This window comes from Sphingomonas parva (ex Maeng et al. 2020), from assembly GCF_004564275.1.
In the GTDB taxonomy this organism is placed as follows: Bacteria; Pseudomonadota; Alphaproteobacteria; order Sphingomonadales; family Sphingomonadaceae; genus Allosphingosinicella; species Allosphingosinicella parva.
Genome location: NZ_SPDV01000009.1, coordinates 59,130 through 76,205, shown reverse-complemented (window position 1 = coordinate 76,205; position 17,076 = coordinate 59,130). Strand labels below are relative to the sequence as shown.

General features: G+C 68.0%; 21 protein-coding genes. 3 read left to right on the top strand and 18 right to left on the bottom strand.

All coding sequences use genetic code 11. The features are described 5' to 3' along the window. Window positions 1-507: 507 nt before the first annotated feature. The 5 genes from E2493_RS06275 to E2493_RS06255 form a co-directional block, all read right to left on the bottom strand. The gene (locus E2493_RS06275; RefSeq protein WP_135084848.1) at window positions 508-1,074 is read right to left on the bottom strand and encodes a hypothetical protein; all 567 of its coding nucleotides are present in this window, start codon (window positions 1,072-1,074) and stop codon (window positions 508-510) included. Window positions 1,075-1,223: 149 nt separating this feature from the next. Beyond that, the gene (locus E2493_RS06270; protein WP_135084846.1) at window positions 1,224-1,496 is read right to left on the bottom strand and encodes a hypothetical protein; all 273 of its coding nucleotides are present in this window, start codon (window positions 1,494-1,496) and stop codon (window positions 1,224-1,226) included. Between the two features lie 93 nt (window positions 1,497-1,589). After that, window positions 1,590-1,931, bottom strand: coding sequence for a VOC family protein (locus E2493_RS06265; RefSeq protein WP_135084844.1), 342 nt, complete (start codon window positions 1,929-1,931; stop codon window positions 1,590-1,592). 190 nt (window positions 1,932-2,121) lie between these two features. Continuing rightward, a complete protein-coding gene (locus E2493_RS06260; RefSeq protein ID WP_135084842.1) occupies window positions 2,122-2,637 on the bottom strand; it encodes a hypothetical protein in 516 nt (171 codons plus the stop codon). A 459-nt stretch (window positions 2,638-3,096) separates the two neighbouring features. Beyond that, the gene (locus tag E2493_RS06255; protein WP_135084840.1) at window positions 3,097-5,244 is read right to left on the bottom strand and encodes a hypothetical protein; all 2,148 of its coding nucleotides are present in this window, start codon (window positions 5,242-5,244) and stop codon (window positions 3,097-3,099) included. 333 nt (window positions 5,245-5,577) lie between these two features. On the opposite strand from E2493_RS06255, the gene E2493_RS06250 reads away from it, so the two are divergent. Further along, window positions 5,578-6,294, top strand: a complete 717-nt coding sequence (locus E2493_RS06250; protein ID WP_135084838.1) for a hypothetical protein — start codon at window positions 5,578-5,580, stop codon at window positions 6,292-6,294. 133 nt (window positions 6,295-6,427) lie between these two features. On the opposite strand, the gene E2493_RS06245 is transcribed toward E2493_RS06250, so the two are convergent. The 9 genes from E2493_RS06245 to E2493_RS06205 are packed head-to-tail and all read right to left on the bottom strand — an operon-like array spanning window position 6,428 to window position 13,645. Next, entirely contained in the window at window positions 6,428-8,137 is a 1,710-nt protein-coding gene (locus tag E2493_RS06245; RefSeq protein WP_135084836.1) for a hypothetical protein, read from the bottom strand. An 11-nt stretch (window positions 8,138-8,148) separates the two neighbouring features. Then, the gene (locus E2493_RS06240; RefSeq protein ID WP_135084835.1) at window positions 8,149-8,703 is read right to left on the bottom strand and encodes a hypothetical protein; all 555 of its coding nucleotides are present in this window, start codon (window positions 8,701-8,703) and stop codon (window positions 8,149-8,151) included. After that, the gene (locus E2493_RS06235) at window positions 8,700-9,068 is read right to left on the bottom strand and encodes a hypothetical protein (RefSeq protein ID WP_135084833.1); all 369 of its coding nucleotides are present in this window, start codon (window positions 9,066-9,068) and stop codon (window positions 8,700-8,702) included. Before E2493_RS06235 ends, E2493_RS06240 begins: the two co-directional genes overlap by 4 nt. After that, the gene (locus E2493_RS06230) at window positions 9,068-10,534 is read right to left on the bottom strand and encodes a hypothetical protein (RefSeq protein ID WP_135084831.1); all 1,467 of its coding nucleotides are present in this window, start codon (window positions 10,532-10,534) and stop codon (window positions 9,068-9,070) included. Before E2493_RS06230 ends, E2493_RS06235 begins: the two co-directional genes overlap by 1 nt. 20 nt (window positions 10,535-10,554) lie before the next feature. Next, complete coding sequence (locus E2493_RS06225; RefSeq protein ID WP_135084829.1) at window positions 10,555-11,160, bottom strand: glycosyltransferase family 2 protein; 606 nt, start codon at window positions 11,158-11,160, stop codon at window positions 10,555-10,557. Window positions 11,161-11,178: 18 nt separating this feature from the next. Next, window positions 11,179-12,423, bottom strand: coding sequence for a hypothetical protein (locus tag E2493_RS21725; RefSeq protein ID WP_225421176.1), 1,245 nt, complete (start codon window positions 12,421-12,423; stop codon window positions 11,179-11,181). A 1-nt stretch (window position 12,424) separates the two neighbouring features. After that, window positions 12,425-13,069, bottom strand: coding sequence for a phage adaptor protein (locus E2493_RS06215; RefSeq protein WP_135084827.1), 645 nt, complete (start codon window positions 13,067-13,069; stop codon window positions 12,425-12,427). A gap of 1 nt (window position 13,070) precedes the next feature. After that, window positions 13,071-13,400 (bottom strand): hypothetical protein, encoded by a 330-nt coding sequence (locus E2493_RS06210; protein ID WP_135084825.1) that lies wholly within the window; start codon window positions 13,398-13,400, stop codon window positions 13,071-13,073. Continuing rightward, on the bottom strand, window positions 13,400-13,645 hold the full coding sequence (locus E2493_RS06205; protein WP_135084823.1) for an SEL1-like repeat protein: 246 nt from the start codon (window positions 13,643-13,645) through the stop codon (window positions 13,400-13,402). The genes E2493_RS06210 and E2493_RS06205 overlap by 1 nt, the downstream gene beginning before the upstream one ends. A gap of 211 nt (window positions 13,646-13,856) precedes the next feature. Between E2493_RS06205 and E2493_RS06200 the strand changes: the two genes are divergently transcribed. Further along, complete coding sequence (locus E2493_RS06200) at window positions 13,857-14,234, top strand: response regulator (RefSeq protein WP_167737416.1); 378 nt, start codon at window positions 13,857-13,859, stop codon at window positions 14,232-14,234. 31 nt (window positions 14,235-14,265) lie between these two features. On the opposite strand, the gene E2493_RS21115 is transcribed toward E2493_RS06200, so the two are convergent. After that, complete coding sequence (locus tag E2493_RS21115) at window positions 14,266-14,664, bottom strand: BLUF domain-containing protein (protein WP_167737415.1); 399 nt, start codon at window positions 14,662-14,664, stop codon at window positions 14,266-14,268. Window positions 14,665-14,948: 284 nt separating this feature from the next. On the opposite strand from E2493_RS21115, the gene E2493_RS21720 reads away from it, so the two are divergent. Further along, the gene (locus tag E2493_RS21720) at window positions 14,949-15,335 is read left to right on the top strand and encodes a hypothetical protein (protein ID WP_135084818.1); all 387 of its coding nucleotides are present in this window, start codon (window positions 14,949-14,951) and stop codon (window positions 15,333-15,335) included. A gap of 78 nt (window positions 15,336-15,413) precedes the next feature. Here E2493_RS21720 and E2493_RS06185 read toward each other — a convergent pair whose 3' ends face one another. Genes E2493_RS06185 through E2493_RS06175 form a run of 3 tightly spaced genes read right to left on the bottom strand, consistent with a single transcriptional unit; the run spans window position 15,414 to window position 16,970 of the window. Then, a complete protein-coding gene (locus E2493_RS06185) occupies window positions 15,414-15,719 on the bottom strand; it encodes a hypothetical protein (protein ID WP_135084816.1) in 306 nt (101 codons plus the stop codon). 43 nt (window positions 15,720-15,762) lie between these two features. Continuing rightward, window positions 15,763-15,984: a hypothetical protein gene (locus E2493_RS06180; RefSeq protein ID WP_135084814.1), complete on the bottom strand. Its 222-nt coding sequence runs from the start codon at window positions 15,982-15,984 to the stop codon at window positions 15,763-15,765. Window positions 15,985-16,010: 26 nt separating this feature from the next. After that, the gene (locus E2493_RS06175; protein ID WP_135084812.1) at window positions 16,011-16,970 is read right to left on the bottom strand and encodes a DUF5309 domain-containing protein; all 960 of its coding nucleotides are present in this window, start codon (window positions 16,968-16,970) and stop codon (window positions 16,011-16,013) included. Window positions 16,971-17,076: the final 106 nt, after the last annotated feature.

Here is a 17,076-nt window from a genome sequence, read left to right as displayed (position 1 = left end):
CGCCGCTCCTTTCCACGACCGCCTGCAACTTGGCCCCTGAAACCCCGCCGCTGCTCTAAGGTGTGACGGCAGAGGGTGGCCGGTGGAGCGGCGGGTGCCCGGAGAAGGAGGCTGCTCCCGTCGGCGCGCCAGAAGCTTTATCTCCGGAGCTGATGCATAGGCTCAGGGAGAGCTTCCCTCCGGGCACTCGCGCGGACACACTGCACGCGGCGCTTCGCCATCAAGGCTTTTCCGCAGCGACTGAATGCCCGGGAGCCCCAGGTGTCTGGGCCTCCACCTTTCGGCAGACAGGCGACGGCTTTTTCGGCCCATATCCACTGTTCACGGTGGTGGCGTGGAAGCAGGATGAGGGCGGGCGTCTCCTCTGGACGAAGGATTCGTCGCGTTCACCGGGCCTTGAACACAGAACAGCGAACTCCGCTCAGGGTCGGAGGGGGCGGCGACAGCTGCGGCCCCGCCTCCTTCCCAGCTTCGGGGGGTGCGGCTTTGCCGATGCATTGGTCCGGCTCAGCGCTGCGCGCGCGCCGCGCGCCGGAACAGCGCGGCGGCGATCAGCCATAGGCCGCAGAAGACGAGGGTCAGCAGGGCGATCTCGCGCGGCCAGCCCGGCTCGGCCGGCGCCCACCCGGCCGCTGCCGCGGCGCCGGCGGCCAGCGCCTGCGCGAGCGCGGTCGCCAGCATCGCCAGGGCCATGCCGCGCGCGCGGAAGCGGGCGAGGACGGCGCCGGCGATCGCCACGCCAACCACCCCGAAGATCAGCAGATTGGCGGGATTGTCCTCGCTTCCGATGAAACCGACCGCGAGGTTGCTCCACACCAGCAGGAAGCCGGTGCCGAGCGCCACCGCCGCCGCAACCCGATAGGCGCCGTTCGCCGTCATCCGCACCGCCAGCTCGAGCGGTACGCCGACGGCCAGGATCAGCGCCGCCGCCACCGCGAAATCCTCAAGGCCCCAGCGCACCTCGTCGGTCATCTGCATCGCCAGCGCCGGCGCCAGCAGCAGCGCCGCCGCCGCGCTCCAGGCCCCGATCCGCCAGCCTCTCCCCCGCGTCGCGACGCTCGTATCCATTCCCATGACCGTTCCTCACCTTGCGAGCCTGCGTTCTAGCAGCCCCGCTTGCAGCGGTGACGCGGCCGAAAAGGAGAAACGGTGCAGACGGCCTTGCGCCGCGGCGGCCGCGCACGGAGCGATCCGGTCCCGCAGCCGCCGGCGGTGCGCGTCCGTCACTGGGCGTTGGTGGTCGCCTCGTCGCCGCGGTTGCGCTTCACGTCGACGTCGACGTCGATGTCGCCGACCTCGTTCTTGATCGCCCGCCCGGTGCTGCTCGCGACGTTGCCGAGCCCGGAGGCGACCTCCTTGGTCGTCCGCGCCGCGTCCGACGCCGCTTTCTCGATCCTCTGCTGATTGTATTCGACCTTGACCTGGTCGTTGGCGGCGTCGTTGTCGACGCTGCACGCGCCGAGCGCCAGAAGCGGAAGCACAAGCAGGATACGCACGGATGAATCTCCTTCCCTCTGCACCCTGAACGCCCGGAGATCGTTTCGGGTCCAATGCGATCGGCTTGCTGGACGCAGGAAGCCCCGCCGGGCTCAGCCGGGCCAGCCGACCCGCACCAGGGTGCCGTCCGGATCGGACACGGCGAACTCGCGCACGCCCCAAGGCTTGCGCTCCGCCTCGAGACCGAACGCCGCCGCCAGGGCCTCGACCTCCGCCGAGTAGAGATAGACGCCATGGGCGTTGCGCGCCGCGTCGACCGATCCGTCGTCGACCCGCGTCAGGTGCACGCTCGCCCCGGCGGCGTCGTGGAGGATGCGATAGCCGTGCACGCCATAGTCCGAGGTCGTCCCGAAGCCGAGCTTGGCCCAGAAGGCGGCGCTCGCGTCGAGGTCTCGACACGGCAGGATCGCGGCGGCGGAAGGCTTGATGTCCATGGCGATGCTCTCCCGCTCGATCGGCTAGCACGCCGCGAGCGGGTTGTCAGGCAAGCTCGAGACCCAGAGAGCTTGTCCGACGCAAGTCCGGTGGGTGGCGGCGATCGTCATACCCGCGATCGCTGGCCTTGACCCGAGCGAGGTCGGCCCTGCTTGTCCGCCTCGCCTCCGCCATGCCGCTCGGGCAGTCTCAAGTCCGGCGCGGCGCTTTCCGATAGTCGCCGTAGAAGGTCAGCGGAGCGTTGCAGGCGTGCTGGGCGCCGCCCTCCGAGCGAAGCGCCGCGATCCGGATCGCCTCCCGCCCGTTGCGGCGAAGCAGGAAGCGCGTGGGCGCCGACTGCCCTGCGCCCACGACGCCCATTTCCGCGGTGCCGTCGGGCCGCAGCCGCCCCGATGCCATCACCGCGCAGGTCGCGCCGTTGCGCGTCTCCATCGCCCAGATATCGACCAGGATGAGGTTCTTCTCGACGGGGAGCACCCGCATCTCGCCCGCCACGGCCCCGCCGCGTCCACCGGCCGCCGGAATGGCCACAAGATACCTCTGCTCGCCGGCCCGCAGCCGCCGCAGTTGATCGCGCAGTCTCGTTTCCCGGCAGCGGTCGTCGCTGCAGCGGGCGACCTGACTGGCCCAGGTCCGGCGAACCTGGCGAACGACGGCGGATCGGTCGTCGGCCGCGGCATAAGCGCGCTCCAGCCCTCTCTCCACCCGCCGCTGAAGCGCGTCCGGCCGCGCCGCCCCACGCTCCCGTCCCGGCCGCCGCGCCGAACCCTCCGAGTTCGTTTCGCGCGTGCGGCGGCGCTCTGCCCTGCGCTCCGGCGCACGGCTTCGGTCCCGCTCCGCATATCGCCGCGGCTCAGCCGAGTCCCGCCGGTCGGCCGAGGCTCTCGGCCGCTCCTTCGCAACATCGCCGACAAGCGGCTCCTCGCCGCCGGAGCAGGAGACCGCCAACAGGGCGGCGACGGAGCTTGCAAGAACGAACGGGAAGCGCATGGCAGACCTCCATCACAGAGTCGTCGAGCACGCACGCAACAGCTGCCATGTTCTTACTTTGTTCCGGCTCGCCGGTCAAGTGTCGCCGCGTTCTTGTCCTCTTTGGCGGCTGCCGGGGCACGCGCTCCTTGATGCGCTCCCGCTTCAACTCGGCTCGGAACAGTGACTTTCGGATCAGGGCCGCGGATCCTCGTCGTCGCCGCTGACTGCATACAGCCCCGCCGCCGCGGCAGGAGGTGCCCCAACCACCACCTTCAGCGGCCGCGGGGCACCATGATAGAACCTGCCGATCGGGCCGGCGGTTTCGATCCCCATGTCCCGGGTGGCAAAGCCTCTCCGGCCGGTCGTCGCGGGCAGGCGCGCTCCATAGAAGCGCGGATCCGTGTATTTGTGGATGACATAGGTGTCGCCGTACGTCTTGCCGCGGGCGACGTTGAAGCGGCTGTCGCGAAAGGTGAGAAGAACCTTGTTCCAAAGCCTATCGATGGCCCCCTGTGGATCATCTATGAGCAGCTTATTTATCGATGATCTGGAGAAGTAGTGTGAGCCCATCCGATCGTCCGAATAGATGCGCCTCATCGCCTTCGCGACCGGTTTTGGGTAGCGCTGTTCCCACCACGCACGCCGTCCCATTTCAGTGCGAAGGAAGTACGGAAGGTCCACCTTGGCGAGGATCTTCTTTTCGAGCCTGAATTGCTTCCGTGCCAGGGCGCGCACCGCGGCTCGCGACTGGCTCCGCAGCTTCTGGCCAGCTTGAACAATCGTATTGGGGCCATTTCGAGTTTGCCTCACCTCCGAGGTTTTTCCTTGCCGGCCCGAACTGCGGGCTATGAACCGGGAAGGGTCGACGCCAAGGTCCGGCGCCGCCCGCCCAGCTGCGACCTGCTCTGGGTGAGAAGCACCACCGCCGAGCGGAACACGCCGGCGGCTACCAGGAAGGAGGCGAGATGCCTGCCCAAGTCCAAAACCTGCCGCTCCGCCGACCGCCGCGGAGGCGCCCCCGTTGATGACGCGGTGCCCGAAGTCACCTCCAGCCGAGCCAAAGCCGTACGCTCCCCCGTACGCGGCCCCTTCCACGGCCGCCCGCCGCGCGCCCGCGATACGGGCCAGCGCCAGCGCCTGCGCGCGTGAAAGGCCCTGCCGCGCCGCGCCAAGCGCCGTGCTCCTCACAATATTGGGTGCTCTTGTCGGCAGGAAGAGAACGCCGCCGACCTGCCCAGCGAGACGCGGACCGAACTGGTTCTGCTCATCAAACTCGTCGATGGCGCGCTCGCGGGCGAGGTTCTCTCGAAAAGTGCCGCCGTTGAAGAGCGTGTTGCCGAACGCGGCGATCTCGTCGGCCATGCCGAAGCTGAGCGCGTCGGCGGCGCCGCGCACGACCGCATCGACCATCTGGCCGCTATTGTCGGATCCGCCCTTCTTTCGTGCGCCGGAAATGTCGATCTTGAAGGTTGGCGTGGCGGCCGATGCCGGGATGCCCTTGCGCACTCCGTCGATCACCTTCTGCAACGTCGCGTCGTCCTGCTGGACGGTGAAGCCCGTGGCGTTGCCGAGCGCCCTGCCGCGAGCGAGGGCGAAGGCCCGTAACTCGCCCGGCGTAGCGAACTGACCGGCGTTGATCCGATCCTGAAACTCGCGCTGGAACTGCTGCGCGCCGGGGGGAAGATGGTCGCCGGGCTGGTTGAAGCCGATGTCGCCAATACCCTCAGGGTCGAGCGGGCCCTCGGGAAGGTCGAACCCGATCCTTCTTTTGTCGTCCTCGAGCATCTCGCGACCATTAAGGGGCGAACGCCGCGGATCGGAGGCTTCCACGTCCTGGAAGAGCTCGCTGACGTTGCCTGCGGAAAGCAATTCTGGATCGAGGTTGGCCACCCTTCTGTCGCGTCGCTTTCCCGTCAGGAAGGCTCCCTCAGCCGCTCCGTTCGGGTCATTGACCTCGACAACAGCGATCAGGCCGTTTGCAAGCTCTCCATCCGAGGCATCAAATCTTCCCGGCAGTTCTCCGCCAGGATTTCGCAACGCTGACCACTGCGCGTCGTGCGGGATCTGAGTATCGGAATGAAGCGGGCGTAGCTGGGCCAGGGCGGTTGCGACTTGTTCCTCGCCAAACCCTGCGTGTGTGTCACCTGCGGATGCCTGTGGCGCTCCGCCGCGTAGCGCCCGCAGCAACTCCGCGAGCTCAAACTCTGCGAGCAGCCGCGCCCTCTCACGCGGATCTTCGACCGCTGCGACCCTGATCCCATAGGCAAGCGCGTCACCAGAGACATCGGCAGGCAACCAGCGCTGCCTGGGCGGCCTGGATGATCCAGCGAACATGGACATGAGCCCTCCTTCTGCGGCGGTGCCGCGCTTTGTTGTTCGTGTTGAGATGGATCACCGGGCCCATCGAGATCTGTCCGCGTGTCAGTTTCGCAGCGTCGCTGCAGCGGCTGCAGCGGCCGCGTAATGATGTGAATGCCGAGGGACGCGAAGAGCCGGTGCGACTCCGGCTGAAGCAACGCGCCGCCGCCGACGCTGGCAAGCTCAGCACGTCGTCCCGCGCCGCTTTCTTACCAATTCGAAAATCTTCGCCAAGTACTCGCCCAATGCATTTTCGGGCTTGCCAAAGCGCTCGTATGGTTGATCTTTCACGGCCTCGAAAAGAGGGGGCACATCATGAACATTCTGAAGACGGCGCTGCTCGTCAGCGTCTTTGCGTCTGCATCCGTTCACGCGCAGGGCGTGCAGCCCGCGCCGGCTGCCGAGCCGGCGCCGGCGGTCGAAAGCGCGCCGGCGGTGCAGCCGGCCGTGATCGCGGTGGCGCCCGCCGCCGTCGAGGCGGTTCTGCCGGCCAACACCGAGGTCGTTCTCGTCGCCAATTCGATCATCAGCAGCGACAGCCATCGCAAGGGCGAGAAGTTCTCGATGAGCGTCGCCCAGGACGTGAAGGTCGAGGGCCGCGTCGTCATTCCGCAGGGCACGCGGGCGGTCGGCCTGATCACCCAGCGCACCGGCAAGGGCGGCTTCGGCAAGTCCGGCAAGATCGATCTCGGCTTCCGCTACATCGATCTCGGCGGCGTCCGCATTCCGGTCGACGGCAGGCACCACCAGGAAGGCAACGGCAAGGGCGCCGCCGCCGTCGGCGCCACGCTGGCCGTCGGCGTGATCGGCGGCCTGATGGTCAAGGGGAAGAACGCCCGTATCGAGGAAGGCCGGGAGTTCACCGTCCGCACCGTCGATGCCGTGCCGGTCACCCTCGCGGCGGATTCCGCGCCGGCGGTGATCGTCGCCAGCTACGTTCCGAGCAAGATCGAGATGACGGTCGAGACCGACAAGCAGCGCAAGGCGCGTGAAAAGGCGGAGCGCGCGCAGGGCAAGAAAGCGAAGAAATGACGTCTCGGATCGGCCGCTGCGGGTCGTCCCGCCGCGGCCGATCCGGCCTGCAAACCGAATGCTGCCGCCCGGTCCCCGCGACCGGGCGGCATTTTCATGAGGCCGTCGGCCGCCGCCCTGGAGCGCTCCTCCGTCAGGCAAAACCCGACGCCAGCTGCCCCGCGGCGAGCAGCTGGTTGAACAGGCTGGGGCTGCTCTTGGTGACGTTGGTCCCGCTTTCCGTGCCGGTGGTGTTGACCTGCTGCCCGTTGAACAGGCTGAACGGCGTGCCGCCGAGCAGCTTGCCGCCCATCTCGAGCTGCGCGAGCGGCGACATCCGATAGGCCTGCTCGATCTGGCGCTGCTGGTCGCCCATGCCGCCGAGGAGCGAGAGGTCCTCGCGGATCCCGGCGCCATATTGCTGCGCCAGCGTGCCGAGCAGCCCCGCACCCTGCAGCGCGCGCGCGTTCGCCGCCTCCTGTTGTCCGGCATTGAACCGCGCGGCGTCGTTCAGCGCCGCCATGTTGGTCAGCGCGAACTGGTTGCGCGCCGCCAGATTGTCGGCGCCGGCGGCGTTGCGCGCATCCGCCGCGTAGCGGGCGGCATCGGCCTGCAGCCCGGCGCCGGTCAGCGCGAACTGGTTCTGCTGCCCGGCATTGTACTGGCTCGCCTGGTTCTGCGCATCGGCGAGAAGCTCTCGGCTGCGGTTGATGGCACCGATGTTGAACTGGGCTGCGGCATCGTTGGCGCGCGCCTGCTCGATCGCGCGCGCATTGACCTGCCCGGCGTTGAACTGGCTCGTCGCGGTGGATCGGTCGGCGTTCGCCATGTCCATCTGGCCGGCCAGCCCGGCGTTGAACTGGCTGGCGTCGTTCTGCGCCGCCGCCAGCATCTCGCGGGCGCGGTTGATCGCGCCGACGTTGAACTGCGCCGCCGCGTCGTTGAGCCGTGCCTGCTCGAGCGCGCGCTGGTTGACCTGGTCCGCGTTGAACTGGCTGGTCTGCGTGCCCAAGCCGGCGTTGAACTGGCTGGTCTGGGAGAAGCGGTCGGCGTCCGCCGCGCCCAATGCCGCGGCGGTGTTGAAGCCTTGGGCGCGAAGATTGGCGGCGGTGGCGGCGCGGCCGCGAGCGAGCTCGCCTTCGGTCTGCGCTTCGCGGAGGCCGTAGCGCGAGCCGCCGAACGCGCCGGCCGCCGCCGCCTGCGCGGCCTGTGCCGCCCGCGTGCGCCCCGCCTCCGCATCGAAGTCGGCAAGCGTCGCGTCCACCACCTGCGACATATAAGGGTTGGCATAGCGCGCCATATGGTCCGCCGCAGCGCTTGACGCGGCGAGCGACGCCTGGGCCTCTCGCGTCGGGTCGATGGTGGTCCGGCCGTAGAAATGCGGGTCGAAGCTCGTCGCCGTCGCCTGCCGCGCCGGCCCGGTCATTGCCGCTTGTGCTTCGCGGGTCGGATCGATCGTGGTCCGGGCGTAATAGCCCGGCGTGTAGCCCGCCGCCGCGGCCTGGGCGGCGGGTCCGAGCGTCGGCGCCGCGTAGGTCGAGGCCTCCCGCTGCGCCGCCTGCGCCTGCGCCGGGGCGCCGATGAGACTCGCGCCGCGGTTGGCGGCCGTGAAGCCGAGATCGGATGCGCTCTGCACCTGGCCCTTCCACGCGTTCAGCTGGCCGCTGTTGTTCCAGGCCTGCTGCTGCAGCGGCGAGGCGGGCGCGACGAAGCCGTTCGGGTCGGCGTCCATCGCCGCGCCGATCCGACCGACCCAATCCTGGATCGAGTCGGTCACCCACGCCGGGTTCTGCGGGATCGTCGTGCCGGTCTGGTTGCTGGTCGCGTTCGATCGGCTGGTCTGCTTGGAGCTCGAAAGGCCCATCGTGATGCTCCCTAGAAGCCGCGGCCGTAGACGGCGCCGAGCAGGTCGGCGCCGCCGGTCATGCGGGCGAACAGATTGCCGATGTCGGCGGCCTGCGGGGCTGTGAACGGCACCCCGCTGCGCGCCTGGGCGTAGCCGGGCACGATCGGCGCCGGCGTATAGTCCTGCGCCAGGATCAACCCGCCCGAGGGTGCCGCGACGAAGGGTGGCGACGGCGGCGCGAACCCGACCGGCGAGACGGCAGGATCCTGGAACGTCGGCAGCGGCGAGGCCGCGGCGGGCGGGCTGAACGATGGCAGCGAGGAAACGCTTGTTCCTCCGCCGAGCGCCGGCGCCGCCTGCGGAGCCGGCGGGTCGAACGACGGCAGCGACGGAGGGGCCAGCGGGCGCGACGGCGGCGGCGCGGCCGCCGCGGCCGGTGCCGGCGCGGTGATCGGCGACGGCCGGTTCGCCGGATCGATCTGCTCTCCGGTCGAGGGGTCGAAGAACCTCCCGTTCTCGTAGACGAGGCCGGCCGTGGGGCCGAACTCGATCACGGGCCGCTTGGAAGGCGTCCAGCTCGTCATAGCTCTTTCCTCAATGCAATCTGGTGGACCCGGTAGCCGTGCGGCGCGAGCACCCGCGCCCAGCCTTCCCGGCTCTCGATGATCGCGCCGACGCAGCCGATCGACCGGCCCCAGGCCTCGCCGGCCGGGATCAGATCCCGCACGATCTCCTCGAGGTCGCCGGCGGCGATCAGACCCTCGACGTCCATCGCGCCGGTCGGATAGCGCCTGATCTGCGCGACGATCGCCGCCTCGCGTCCGACCCACAGCAGCAAATTGCCGCTCAGGATCTCCCCATCCAGCCAGCCGATCGTGTAGAGCCGTGGATCGAGCACGGCGGCGAAAGCGTCGCGGAACCGGAGGTACCCGGCCCAGTCGGGAACCATCACCGCTCGCCGAGAGGAACGACGTCGAAGAGGGGTTTGCCGAGGCGGACAAATCCATCAGTGCCGGCCGCGCTGAACTTCACCGATACGATCTTCCCAGAGCAGCGGCAGCCCTTCTTCTCCGTCTGATAGTTGAGACCTAACGGCCCCTTTTCAAGCGGGGTTTCGTGCGGACGCCCCCGCACATAGAGGTGCATAGTAGCGGCAGGGCCATTCCCTTCGAGGTCCGGAAGCACCGATCGGATGAGAACTCGCTTTTGACTTTCGTCGAAATATTGGTCGGCAGTCGTGATGTGCCAGAAAGGCTGCGCACCTTGTCCGCCCGCACCTGCGCAATCGAAACGGAAGAGGCCATAGGGACCGCCCGTGCTTTGCAACGTGACGAGGGACGTCTCACTGGCCGAAAATGGCGTGGCGAGCAGCGGGTCCTCCGCGATGGCGTCTATGCCCAACAGCCCCTTGAACCACACCGGGCGCTGCGCCGCCGCCGTCTCAGAGACGGCGAACGCGATATAGCTGGTGGGGAAAGAGTTGCCGTTGCCCGCGTAGAAGAACCATACTTCGCCGAACTTGCTGTTATGAAAGGCGAAAATGTTGCTTCGCTGCTCCGGGCCGCAGTCCTGCATGAACTCGCGGCTGATCGGGCATGGAATTTGCGCCGGCTCCTGCCCGATCGAATAGGCGTACACTCTTAGATCCGGTGCCATGAAATAGGCGGTAGCGCCACGCACGGCGAATGCATCGAGCGCGACCAAGCCGACATCGGCGACCTTGCCAAATCGCCACGGCTGCGAAGGATCGCCGGTGAACGAGCCGAGATAAAGCGCACCTGACGTCCAAACGACGACGTGCTCACCAAGGAGCGTCGCCCCGACGATCGGCTCTTGGCCCTCTAAGATGACCTCGTCCGAAAGGTTTGACGACGAGGGTGTCCAGTCGGTCAGGCTCTCGGTGTGCGAAATCCGGATGCACCGGCTGTTGAAGGTCCCCGAGACCACCTCGTTACAGCCCAGCGCCATGACCTGCCGCGTACCGGTGACGAGCAGTGTGGTGATGTTTGCCGGCGCCTGCGTAACGTGTGTCGCTCTCGCCCCCGCGATAGACTGGAACAGCTTGCCGCCGCTATTGCTAGCGAGGAGAACATCGCCCCACATCACGAGCGAGTGCCTACCCCCGCCGGTCCAAGCGGCGGGAGTGATGTCCGTTGACGAGACGTCGAGGACGTTGCGCGTGAGTGTCTGGCCCGCGCACGCTATGTTGGTCGTCCCCGAAACGGTGTAGACTAGGAGCTTCGTTACATCGGCGAAGGTTGCGATGACGGACGTCGCGTTCACGTTGCCGCCGATCGTCTGCGGCAGACCCTGATAGAAGCGAACATTGTTCCCATCAGCCCACCGCCCCTTGGAGGCGAACGTGGTGTCGTCGGACACGATGCCGGGTGGCGCGGCCAGCGCGAAATAGCTCATGCAGGGAACTCCTGAAGGGGTTAGCGGCTCTGAAAGCCGAAACCGTGCTCGCCGATGTGACTGGAGGCCCATGAAAGGGCGTGGTCAATGTAGAGCGGGACGCCTGCCGCTCTCAGCTTGTTGCACAAGTACACGTCTTCGTAGTCGCCGCCGAAATACGGTGCCTCGATCTTCCTCAGCGCGTCAGCGACCATGAAGCAGACGCCCATGCCCACTAGGTGGACCTCTTCGCAGGCGCCTGCCTCGGCTTTCTCCTTCGTCGTCCAAACGGGTTCCCCGTTCTTCTCGGCGGTCGGCGCCCCGCCTTCCTGCCGCCGGACATAATTCGCGGCCATGATCGGCTTGTCGTGCCGCAACAATCTCGCCAGCGCATCAGCCGGGAATACGTGATCGTCGTCCAGCCATAGCAGTCCGTCAGCGCCCCACTTGAGAGCCTGGTCGGCGAGGTAGTTGCGACTGTAGGCGATCAGTGCGCCCGAGGCAGTAAACACCTCGATTTCCGGCGGGCCCGCAACTCCTCTGAAGTTGATCGAGAGCCGGGATGAGAAAACCAGCATCTTTGCCAGCGAATCCACGAACTGCCATCGCGCCGAACGATAGATCGGAAGCAGGACAGCGATTTTCATCCCGTCACAATAGCAGAGTCAGACAGAGTAAGCGAACGCGAGCATGACGAGCGAGGTCGCGTTGAAGTCGGTGTCGTTCAGCACTGCAAGCGTGCTGCCGGTGAAGTCGTAGAGGCTGATCGTCGTCGAGCTCGGCGTGACGACATAGACAGGCATCGCCACCGTGTTCATCGTCTGGGCAACGCAGGCGCCGCCGGGATTGGGAACCGCAGGCGTCGTGAACGGCAGGCCGGCGATTGTCGCGGAGCCGGTCGAACTTCCCTTGGCGCTGAGGCGGATGCGGATCTCGACGAAGACCAGGCGCCCGATCTTGGTGTAGCGGCCGAGCTGGTCGGTGTAGGTCATTCCGGTGTTGGCGCCGCCGAACAGCAGGTTCGGCGTGAACGTGCCTTCCTCATAATCGTCCAGCGCGTTCGCATCGGCCGATGGGACCTGGATGGCCGGGAACTGGATCGCGCCGCCCGAAAGACCGAGCTTTTGCCAGAAGTCGCTCGCGCCGGAATGAATGTTGTTGCCGTTGAGGAGCGGCACCGTCGCGCCGGAGGTGCCCGTGGCCTGCGTCGCCGCGGTGCCGAGCCCGAGGTTCGACCGCGCGTTCGACTGCTGCGTTCCGGTCAGGCCCTGGGCATTGGTGTCGACGCGCAGGCGATTGCCCAGAGCGGCCGCCGTCGCCGTCGCGAAGTTCGGATCGTCGCCGAGCGCCGCGGCGAGCTCGTCGAGCGTATCGAGCGCCGCCGGCGAACTGGCGACCAGATCGGTGATCGCGCTGCGCACATATTGCGTCGTCGCGATCTGGGTCGTGTTCGTCCCCGCTGCCGCCGTCGGCGCCGTGGGCGTACCGCTCAGCGCCGGCGAGGCGAGCGGCGCCTTGAGGCCCAGCGCGGCCTGCAGTCCGGTGACGTCGGCGATCGCGTGCCCGTGGGCGGTCGCCGCCTTCTCCGAATCGAGCTCGGCCAGCGCCGCCTGGACATTGGTCGCCGCGATCGTCCCGGCCGGCGAGAAGGTCACCGCCGCGGCGGCATGACCATGGGTCGAGAGCGACGGCGAGACCCAGTCCGATCCGTCGGCCCAGATCGGCCGGTGCGTGGCCTCGTCCCAGGCCAAGGCGCCCATATGGTCCGCCGCCTCGGGAAGATCGGCCGTCGTCGAGCGCCACAGTCGCAGCGGTGCCGGGAGGATCTCGCGCCAGAGGCGTTCGATCGAGCCGAGCACCGCCTCCAGCCAGAGCGGCACGTCGCTGCCCGAAGGACGGAAGATCCGCATCTCAGGCCCTGAGGTTCGGCAGGTTGGGAACGTCGATGGCCGCGGTCAGCGGGCCGCTGCTGGCAGCCCTGCGCCGTCCTGCCGCCTGGATCTCCCCCACCTTGGCGTCGAGCCGGCTGCTCCAGAAGCGCATCCGGCCCTCGTCCATGTGGAAGGCGAAGGCCTCGACCAGAGCGGCGGCGAGATAGACGTCGGGATGCGCGGCGAGCAGCCAGTTGCTCTCCTGGTCGGGACCGAGCGGCGCAATCGTCCGCCAATAGGCGCCCGAGATCGCGGTCGGTGCCGCCGGCGCCGGGCCCAGCAAGAGCGTCGCGCCCTCGATCGCGAAATGTGCCGGGCGGCCGCGCGCCGCGTCGGGATAGGCTGCGCGCAGATCGCCGGGGGTGAGCCGGCTCAGCACGGTTCGGGGCGCACCGTCGATCCAGGGCGCGGAGCGGAAGCCCCAGAAATCTTGCGGAAGCGCCTCCGCCGCAGCACTCGCGACGATCGCCAGCGGCGCCTCGCGCTCGGGCGTGAACACGCTGCGGTTGAGAAAGCGCTCGCCCAGCGCGATGAACTGCTCGATCTGGGCGGCGGTGAAGTCCTCGTTGGTCCAGTCGCCGACGGCGGTCCGGAGCGCGCTCCAGGTCTGCGGGTCCGAAGCCATGTCATACCCTCCCGAGGATGATGTTGCGGGTCTTGAGGTAGCGCCACTCGGGGTCGTCGAGCAGCGTCGCGACCGCCTGGCGGTGGTCCGGATTGAGGATGTCGACGCCCTTTTCGACCAGCCATTTCATCTGCACCGAGGCCGGGATCGAAGCGACGTGCGCCATTTCGCCGAGCCGGCCCGAAGCCGCGTTCGCCGCCGCCTTGTTGCGGGCGATCAGCGGCTCCGCGTCGCCCTCGTAATGGATCAAGGTCCGCCCGCTCTCCGCGTCATGCTCGTGCCAGGTTCTGAGGCCGGTCAGCGGGTCCGCGTCGAGGAGACGCCTGGCCATCAGCGTACGCCCTCCGCCTCGCGCCACGCCCGGGCGCAGCGCTGCGCCGTGACGATGTCGTCCGGTCGCATCACGCCGGCAATCTCCGCGCGCGCGGCCGCGGCCCGGCGGCTCGCCTCGCCGCCGCTGCCCGCAGCGATGTTGAACCATTTATGCGCTTCGACGAGGTCGAGCGGCACGCCGGCCGTGCCGGTCGAATAGCTGACGCCGAGCGCGTAATAAGCGGCGGCCAGGTCGCGGCGCATGGCGGATCCCTTCGCGAAAGTCCGGCCCGGGTGGGCCGGAATGTAAATGAGGAATTGTCGCTGCGACACGGCGAGCTGAGTCTGCGGCGCGACCGGGCGCGAGATGGTAAATCTCGTTTAAACTATTGTAAGCCAAAAATTAATTCTGGAACCGGGCAGCATATTCGCGGTTGCAGCCCTCCGTACACAGTATGCTTTTGCGGAGGTCCGGTTGGACGAGCGCGTGTATATCATCGATGGTGCAGGAAGATCGGGCGTCGCCCTCTCCTTCACTCTTTCCGCGGCCGGCTTCGACCCGCTCTTCTATCCCAGGCTTTCGCTGTTCCTCGCCCATGCCACGGAAACGCCGCCGGCCTGCATCCTCGTCGACGTCGATGGGCCGGGCGACGGAGGGCTGGAGACTCTCTACGGGCTTCGCGCCGGCGGTATTTCCTGGCCGGTGATCGCGGTCAGCGCCACCGACGATCCCGGCGTTGCCGCCCGGGCGCTCTCGGCCGGCGCCGACGATTTCGTCGCCGCGCCGTTCGCGGCCGGAGACCTGGTTCAGGTCATTCGCTCCGCGGCCTCGCTGCTCGAGAGCGCGCGGTGAGCAAGGCTGCCGCCTGGTCGGCAAGCGCCCGTCAGTCGGTGTCGGCGAGCGCCTGCATCAATTGACGCAGCTGCCGGATTCCGTCCGGGTCGGCCTCGTCGAACAGCGGCCTGATGTGCTTGTCGATATAATGGGAGACGCCCGAATAGGACAGCGACCAGCCGGTGAAGCGGCGGCGGCCGGTCTTGCGCACGTCGACCACCGTCACCCGGGCATGGCGGCGGTCGCGGACGATCTTCTCCATCAGGTGGTCGACGGCCTCCGCCGGCCCCTCGATGATCTGCGCGAAGCGGCCCTTGGTGAAGATCAAGGTTCCGGTGATGCCGAGGCGCGCATTCTGGGCGCGCGACACCTCGACGATGCGCCCGATCTCCGCTTCCTCCTCGTCAGCCGCAAGGGTGCTGACGCTTGCATAGAGCAGCGACTTCAAACGTGATGCCTTCCCACGAGCCCGGTCCGGCGGCAGGCGCCCCAGACCCGCCGTAGAACAACAACGATCGCGGGAGGTTGCACAGAATTGCGCAAGTGTCGCGCAAAAATTGGGACACTGTGTCTTCGCGGTCGCGTGTAGCCCGAAAGACCTCGACAGCAGAGGCCGGGGGAGACGCGGGGCTGCGCTCCGGCACGGCGCAGGGCTCTCGCGCACTGTTCGAAGCCTTTGCTTCGCTTGTGGCGCGGCGCGGTAAGCGGTTTCCCCGGCTTCGCACTCTCACGGTGTTCAACGCTGCCCCGGATGATGCGACGAGCCTTCCGGTCCCTCAGCAAAGCTCAGGGAGCCGGCTGGGCGGCGATTGGGCGGAGGAGCGCTCTGATCGCGACCCTCTTGAAAACCGGCGGCGCATTGTGGCTTTGGCGCAGGGCAGCGCGGGAGAAAGCGATGACGAGAACGGGCAGCGGCCGCACGGTTGGTCGGTCGCGGAGGCTTGGCCGGTGAACCGGCGCATCGAATGGGCACTCGCCGTGCTGTCGCTCGCCGCGGCGATCCTGGTTCTGCTCGCCGGCGCCTGGCTGATGCCGTTCGATGTGCGCCCGCAGATGCTCACTGCGGCGCTGATGGCGCTCTCCCTGTGGCTCGTCATCGGGCTTCATCCCGACCGCTGACACCGCCATTACTCACCGCCGACACGGCTGGAACCGGCGGCAGACGTCCCGACGACCGCCGCGCGGACCAGCCCGGGCTCAGGTGCCGAGCAGGCGCAGCCGGAGCGAATTCGGGACCGCGCGTCCGGCCGAATCGGGGCGGTCGCCCGCACCGGCCGTGACCGTCGCCACCAGCCGCTCTTCGCACCACAAGGCGGCGTGCCCGGTCTCGACGTGACGCTGCGCTTCGCGCAGCGCCGCCGCATCGTCGACCGCCGGAAACTCGTCGAAGCAGCCGGCCCGGCCGTCGCTCGAGAAGCACAATCTGTAATATGGCACGCCCCGTTCCCCCGAATCGCCAAGGTCGATCCGAGTATCGGTGAGCGCCGCCCCCCACACCTTCATCCATGTTTATGAAAACACACAAAAAACATCCGCGTTGGAGGTTTCAGCGGGGCACCGGCCGGGCCTGGCCGGACCTGCGCAGCGTGGCAGCGAGCGGCCGCGCGACCGCGGCGATCTCGCCGAAGCCGATCCGGCGCCCGTCGCCGAGGTGGAGAATGGTGCCGGGTCGGACATTCCGCACCGGCACCATCGCATCCGGCATCGGCGCCCCTGTCCGGCGCCCCTTGCCCCGGCTCTTCTCTTTCGGTGCGCTCTTGCCGGCCATAGTGTCTCTCCTCGCTCGTTTCGGCGTCAGGCGACGTTGAGATCGGCGACGACGCCGCTCGATTTCTCGTTGCACGCCTCCAGCGTGAACTCGACGCTCAGCATCTTGCGCTCGCTGTGGCCGGTCTTGGCGAGATCCTCGGTCCGGAACCGCTGATAATAACAGAGCTTCCACATCCCCGGGTCGACGACCAACGCGGAACGCGGCCGCGAGAAGCGGCTCGCCACGATGTTCACCGTGCCGAAATCGGTGACGTAGACGTCGGCCGCAGCGACGATCGTCGCCTTCTTCTGTCCGCTGTTCTCACGATACTGGGTCGCGATGCCGCTGAACGTCGAGGCGGCGCGCTTGTTGAAGCCGCCGACCAGCACGAGCCTCGGCTCCCCACCCTCGTTCCAGCACGACTGCATCACGTCGAGCAGCAGTTGCTCGGTGAACGGCCGCGCCGCGCCGTCGGTCGCCGCCGCCTGCAGTCCGCCGGCGAAGGCGGTCGAGGCGCCGCCGACGCCGCGGCTGTCGTTGCTCTGGATCCACGCCTCGAACCCGGCGCACTTGCGCGCCGCTCCGGCATTGCCCGCCACCGACGGATAATTGCCGGTGAGCCGCGTCTCCATGTCCCGCTTCAGCTCCTTCGAGCGCTTCATCAGCTGGTAGGAGAGCTCGTCGCCGCGGCCGGCATTGTCGGCGGCGCGCTGCGAGGAGGAGACCTGGATCACCTTGTCCATCAGCTGGGTGTAATTGCCCAGCCGCACGGTCGCGGCGGCGGCGTCGTTGGCGGCGTCGTCGCCTTCGAGCACGGCATTGTCGCCGTCCGCCGGCGCAAGCGCGTCGGTTTGCCATTCGTGATTCGTGTGGCTGGCGCTGCCCTTGCCGATCGCCGTCATGAACGGCGTGTCGGTGGGCGAGACGTCGTGGATGACATCGGTCAGATCCTCGCGGCGCCCGGCGACGTCATAGGTCTTGGTGGTGTTGATCGGTACGGCCATGATCTTTCTCCCGCCGGCGTGCCGGCGCTGCGCCGCCGCGCTCCTGGCGAGGAGCGGCGGCCTTGATCGAGGGGGATGCGCGGGGCCGTCGCGGCCCCGCGCGCTG

What these genes read in the sequence shown, in the direction of transcription:
- E2493_RS06275 (WP_135084848.1), bottom strand. Translation starts at nt 1,074, where the DNA reads ATGGGAATGGATACGAGCGTCGCGACGCGGGGGAGAGGCTGGCGGATC.
- E2493_RS06265 (WP_135084844.1), bottom strand. Translation starts at nt 1,931, where the DNA reads ATGGACATCAAGCCTTCCGCCGCCGCGATCCTGCCGTGTCGAGACCTC.
- E2493_RS06255 (WP_135084840.1), bottom strand. Translation starts at nt 5,244, where the DNA reads ATGTCCATGTTCGCTGGATCATCCAGGCCGCCCAGGCAGCGCTGGTTG.
- E2493_RS06250 (WP_135084838.1), top strand. Translation starts at nt 5,578, where the DNA reads ATGAACATTCTGAAGACGGCGCTGCTCGTCAGCGTCTTTGCGTCTGCA.
- E2493_RS06245 (WP_135084836.1), bottom strand. Translation starts at nt 8,137, where the DNA reads ATGGGCCTTTCGAGCTCCAAGCAGACCAGCCGATCGAACGCGACCAGC.
- E2493_RS06240 (WP_135084835.1), bottom strand. Translation starts at nt 8,703, where the DNA reads ATGACGAGCTGGACGCCTTCCAAGCGGCCCGTGATCGAGTTCGGCCCC.
- E2493_RS06235 (WP_135084833.1), bottom strand. Translation starts at nt 9,068, where the DNA reads ATGGTTCCCGACTGGGCCGGGTACCTCCGGTTCCGCGACGCTTTCGCC.
- E2493_RS06230 (WP_135084831.1), bottom strand. Translation starts at nt 10,534, where the DNA reads ATGAGCTATTTCGCGCTGGCCGCGCCACCCGGCATCGTGTCCGACGAC.
- E2493_RS06225 (WP_135084829.1), bottom strand. Translation starts at nt 11,160, where the DNA reads ATGAAAATCGCTGTCCTGCTTCCGATCTATCGTTCGGCGCGATGGCAG.
- E2493_RS21725 (WP_225421176.1), bottom strand. Translation starts at nt 12,423, where the DNA reads ATGCGGATCTTCCGTCCTTCGGGCAGCGACGTGCCGCTCTGGCTGGAG.
- E2493_RS06215 (WP_135084827.1), bottom strand. Translation starts at nt 13,069, where the DNA reads ATGGCTTCGGACCCGCAGACCTGGAGCGCGCTCCGGACCGCCGTCGGC.
- E2493_RS06210 (WP_135084825.1), bottom strand. Translation starts at nt 13,400, where the DNA reads ATGGCCAGGCGTCTCCTCGACGCGGACCCGCTGACCGGCCTCAGAACC.
- E2493_RS06205 (WP_135084823.1), bottom strand. Translation starts at nt 13,645, where the DNA reads ATGCGCCGCGACCTGGCCGCCGCTTATTACGCGCTCGGCGTCAGCTAT.
- E2493_RS06185 (WP_135084816.1), bottom strand. Translation starts at nt 15,719, where the DNA reads ATGAAGGTGTGGGGGGCGGCGCTCACCGATACTCGGATCGACCTTGGC.
- E2493_RS06180 (WP_135084814.1), bottom strand. Translation starts at nt 15,984, where the DNA reads ATGGCCGGCAAGAGCGCACCGAAAGAGAAGAGCCGGGGCAAGGGGCGC.
- E2493_RS06175 (WP_135084812.1), bottom strand. Translation starts at nt 16,970, where the DNA reads ATGGCCGTACCGATCAACACCACCAAGACCTATGACGTCGCCGGGCGC.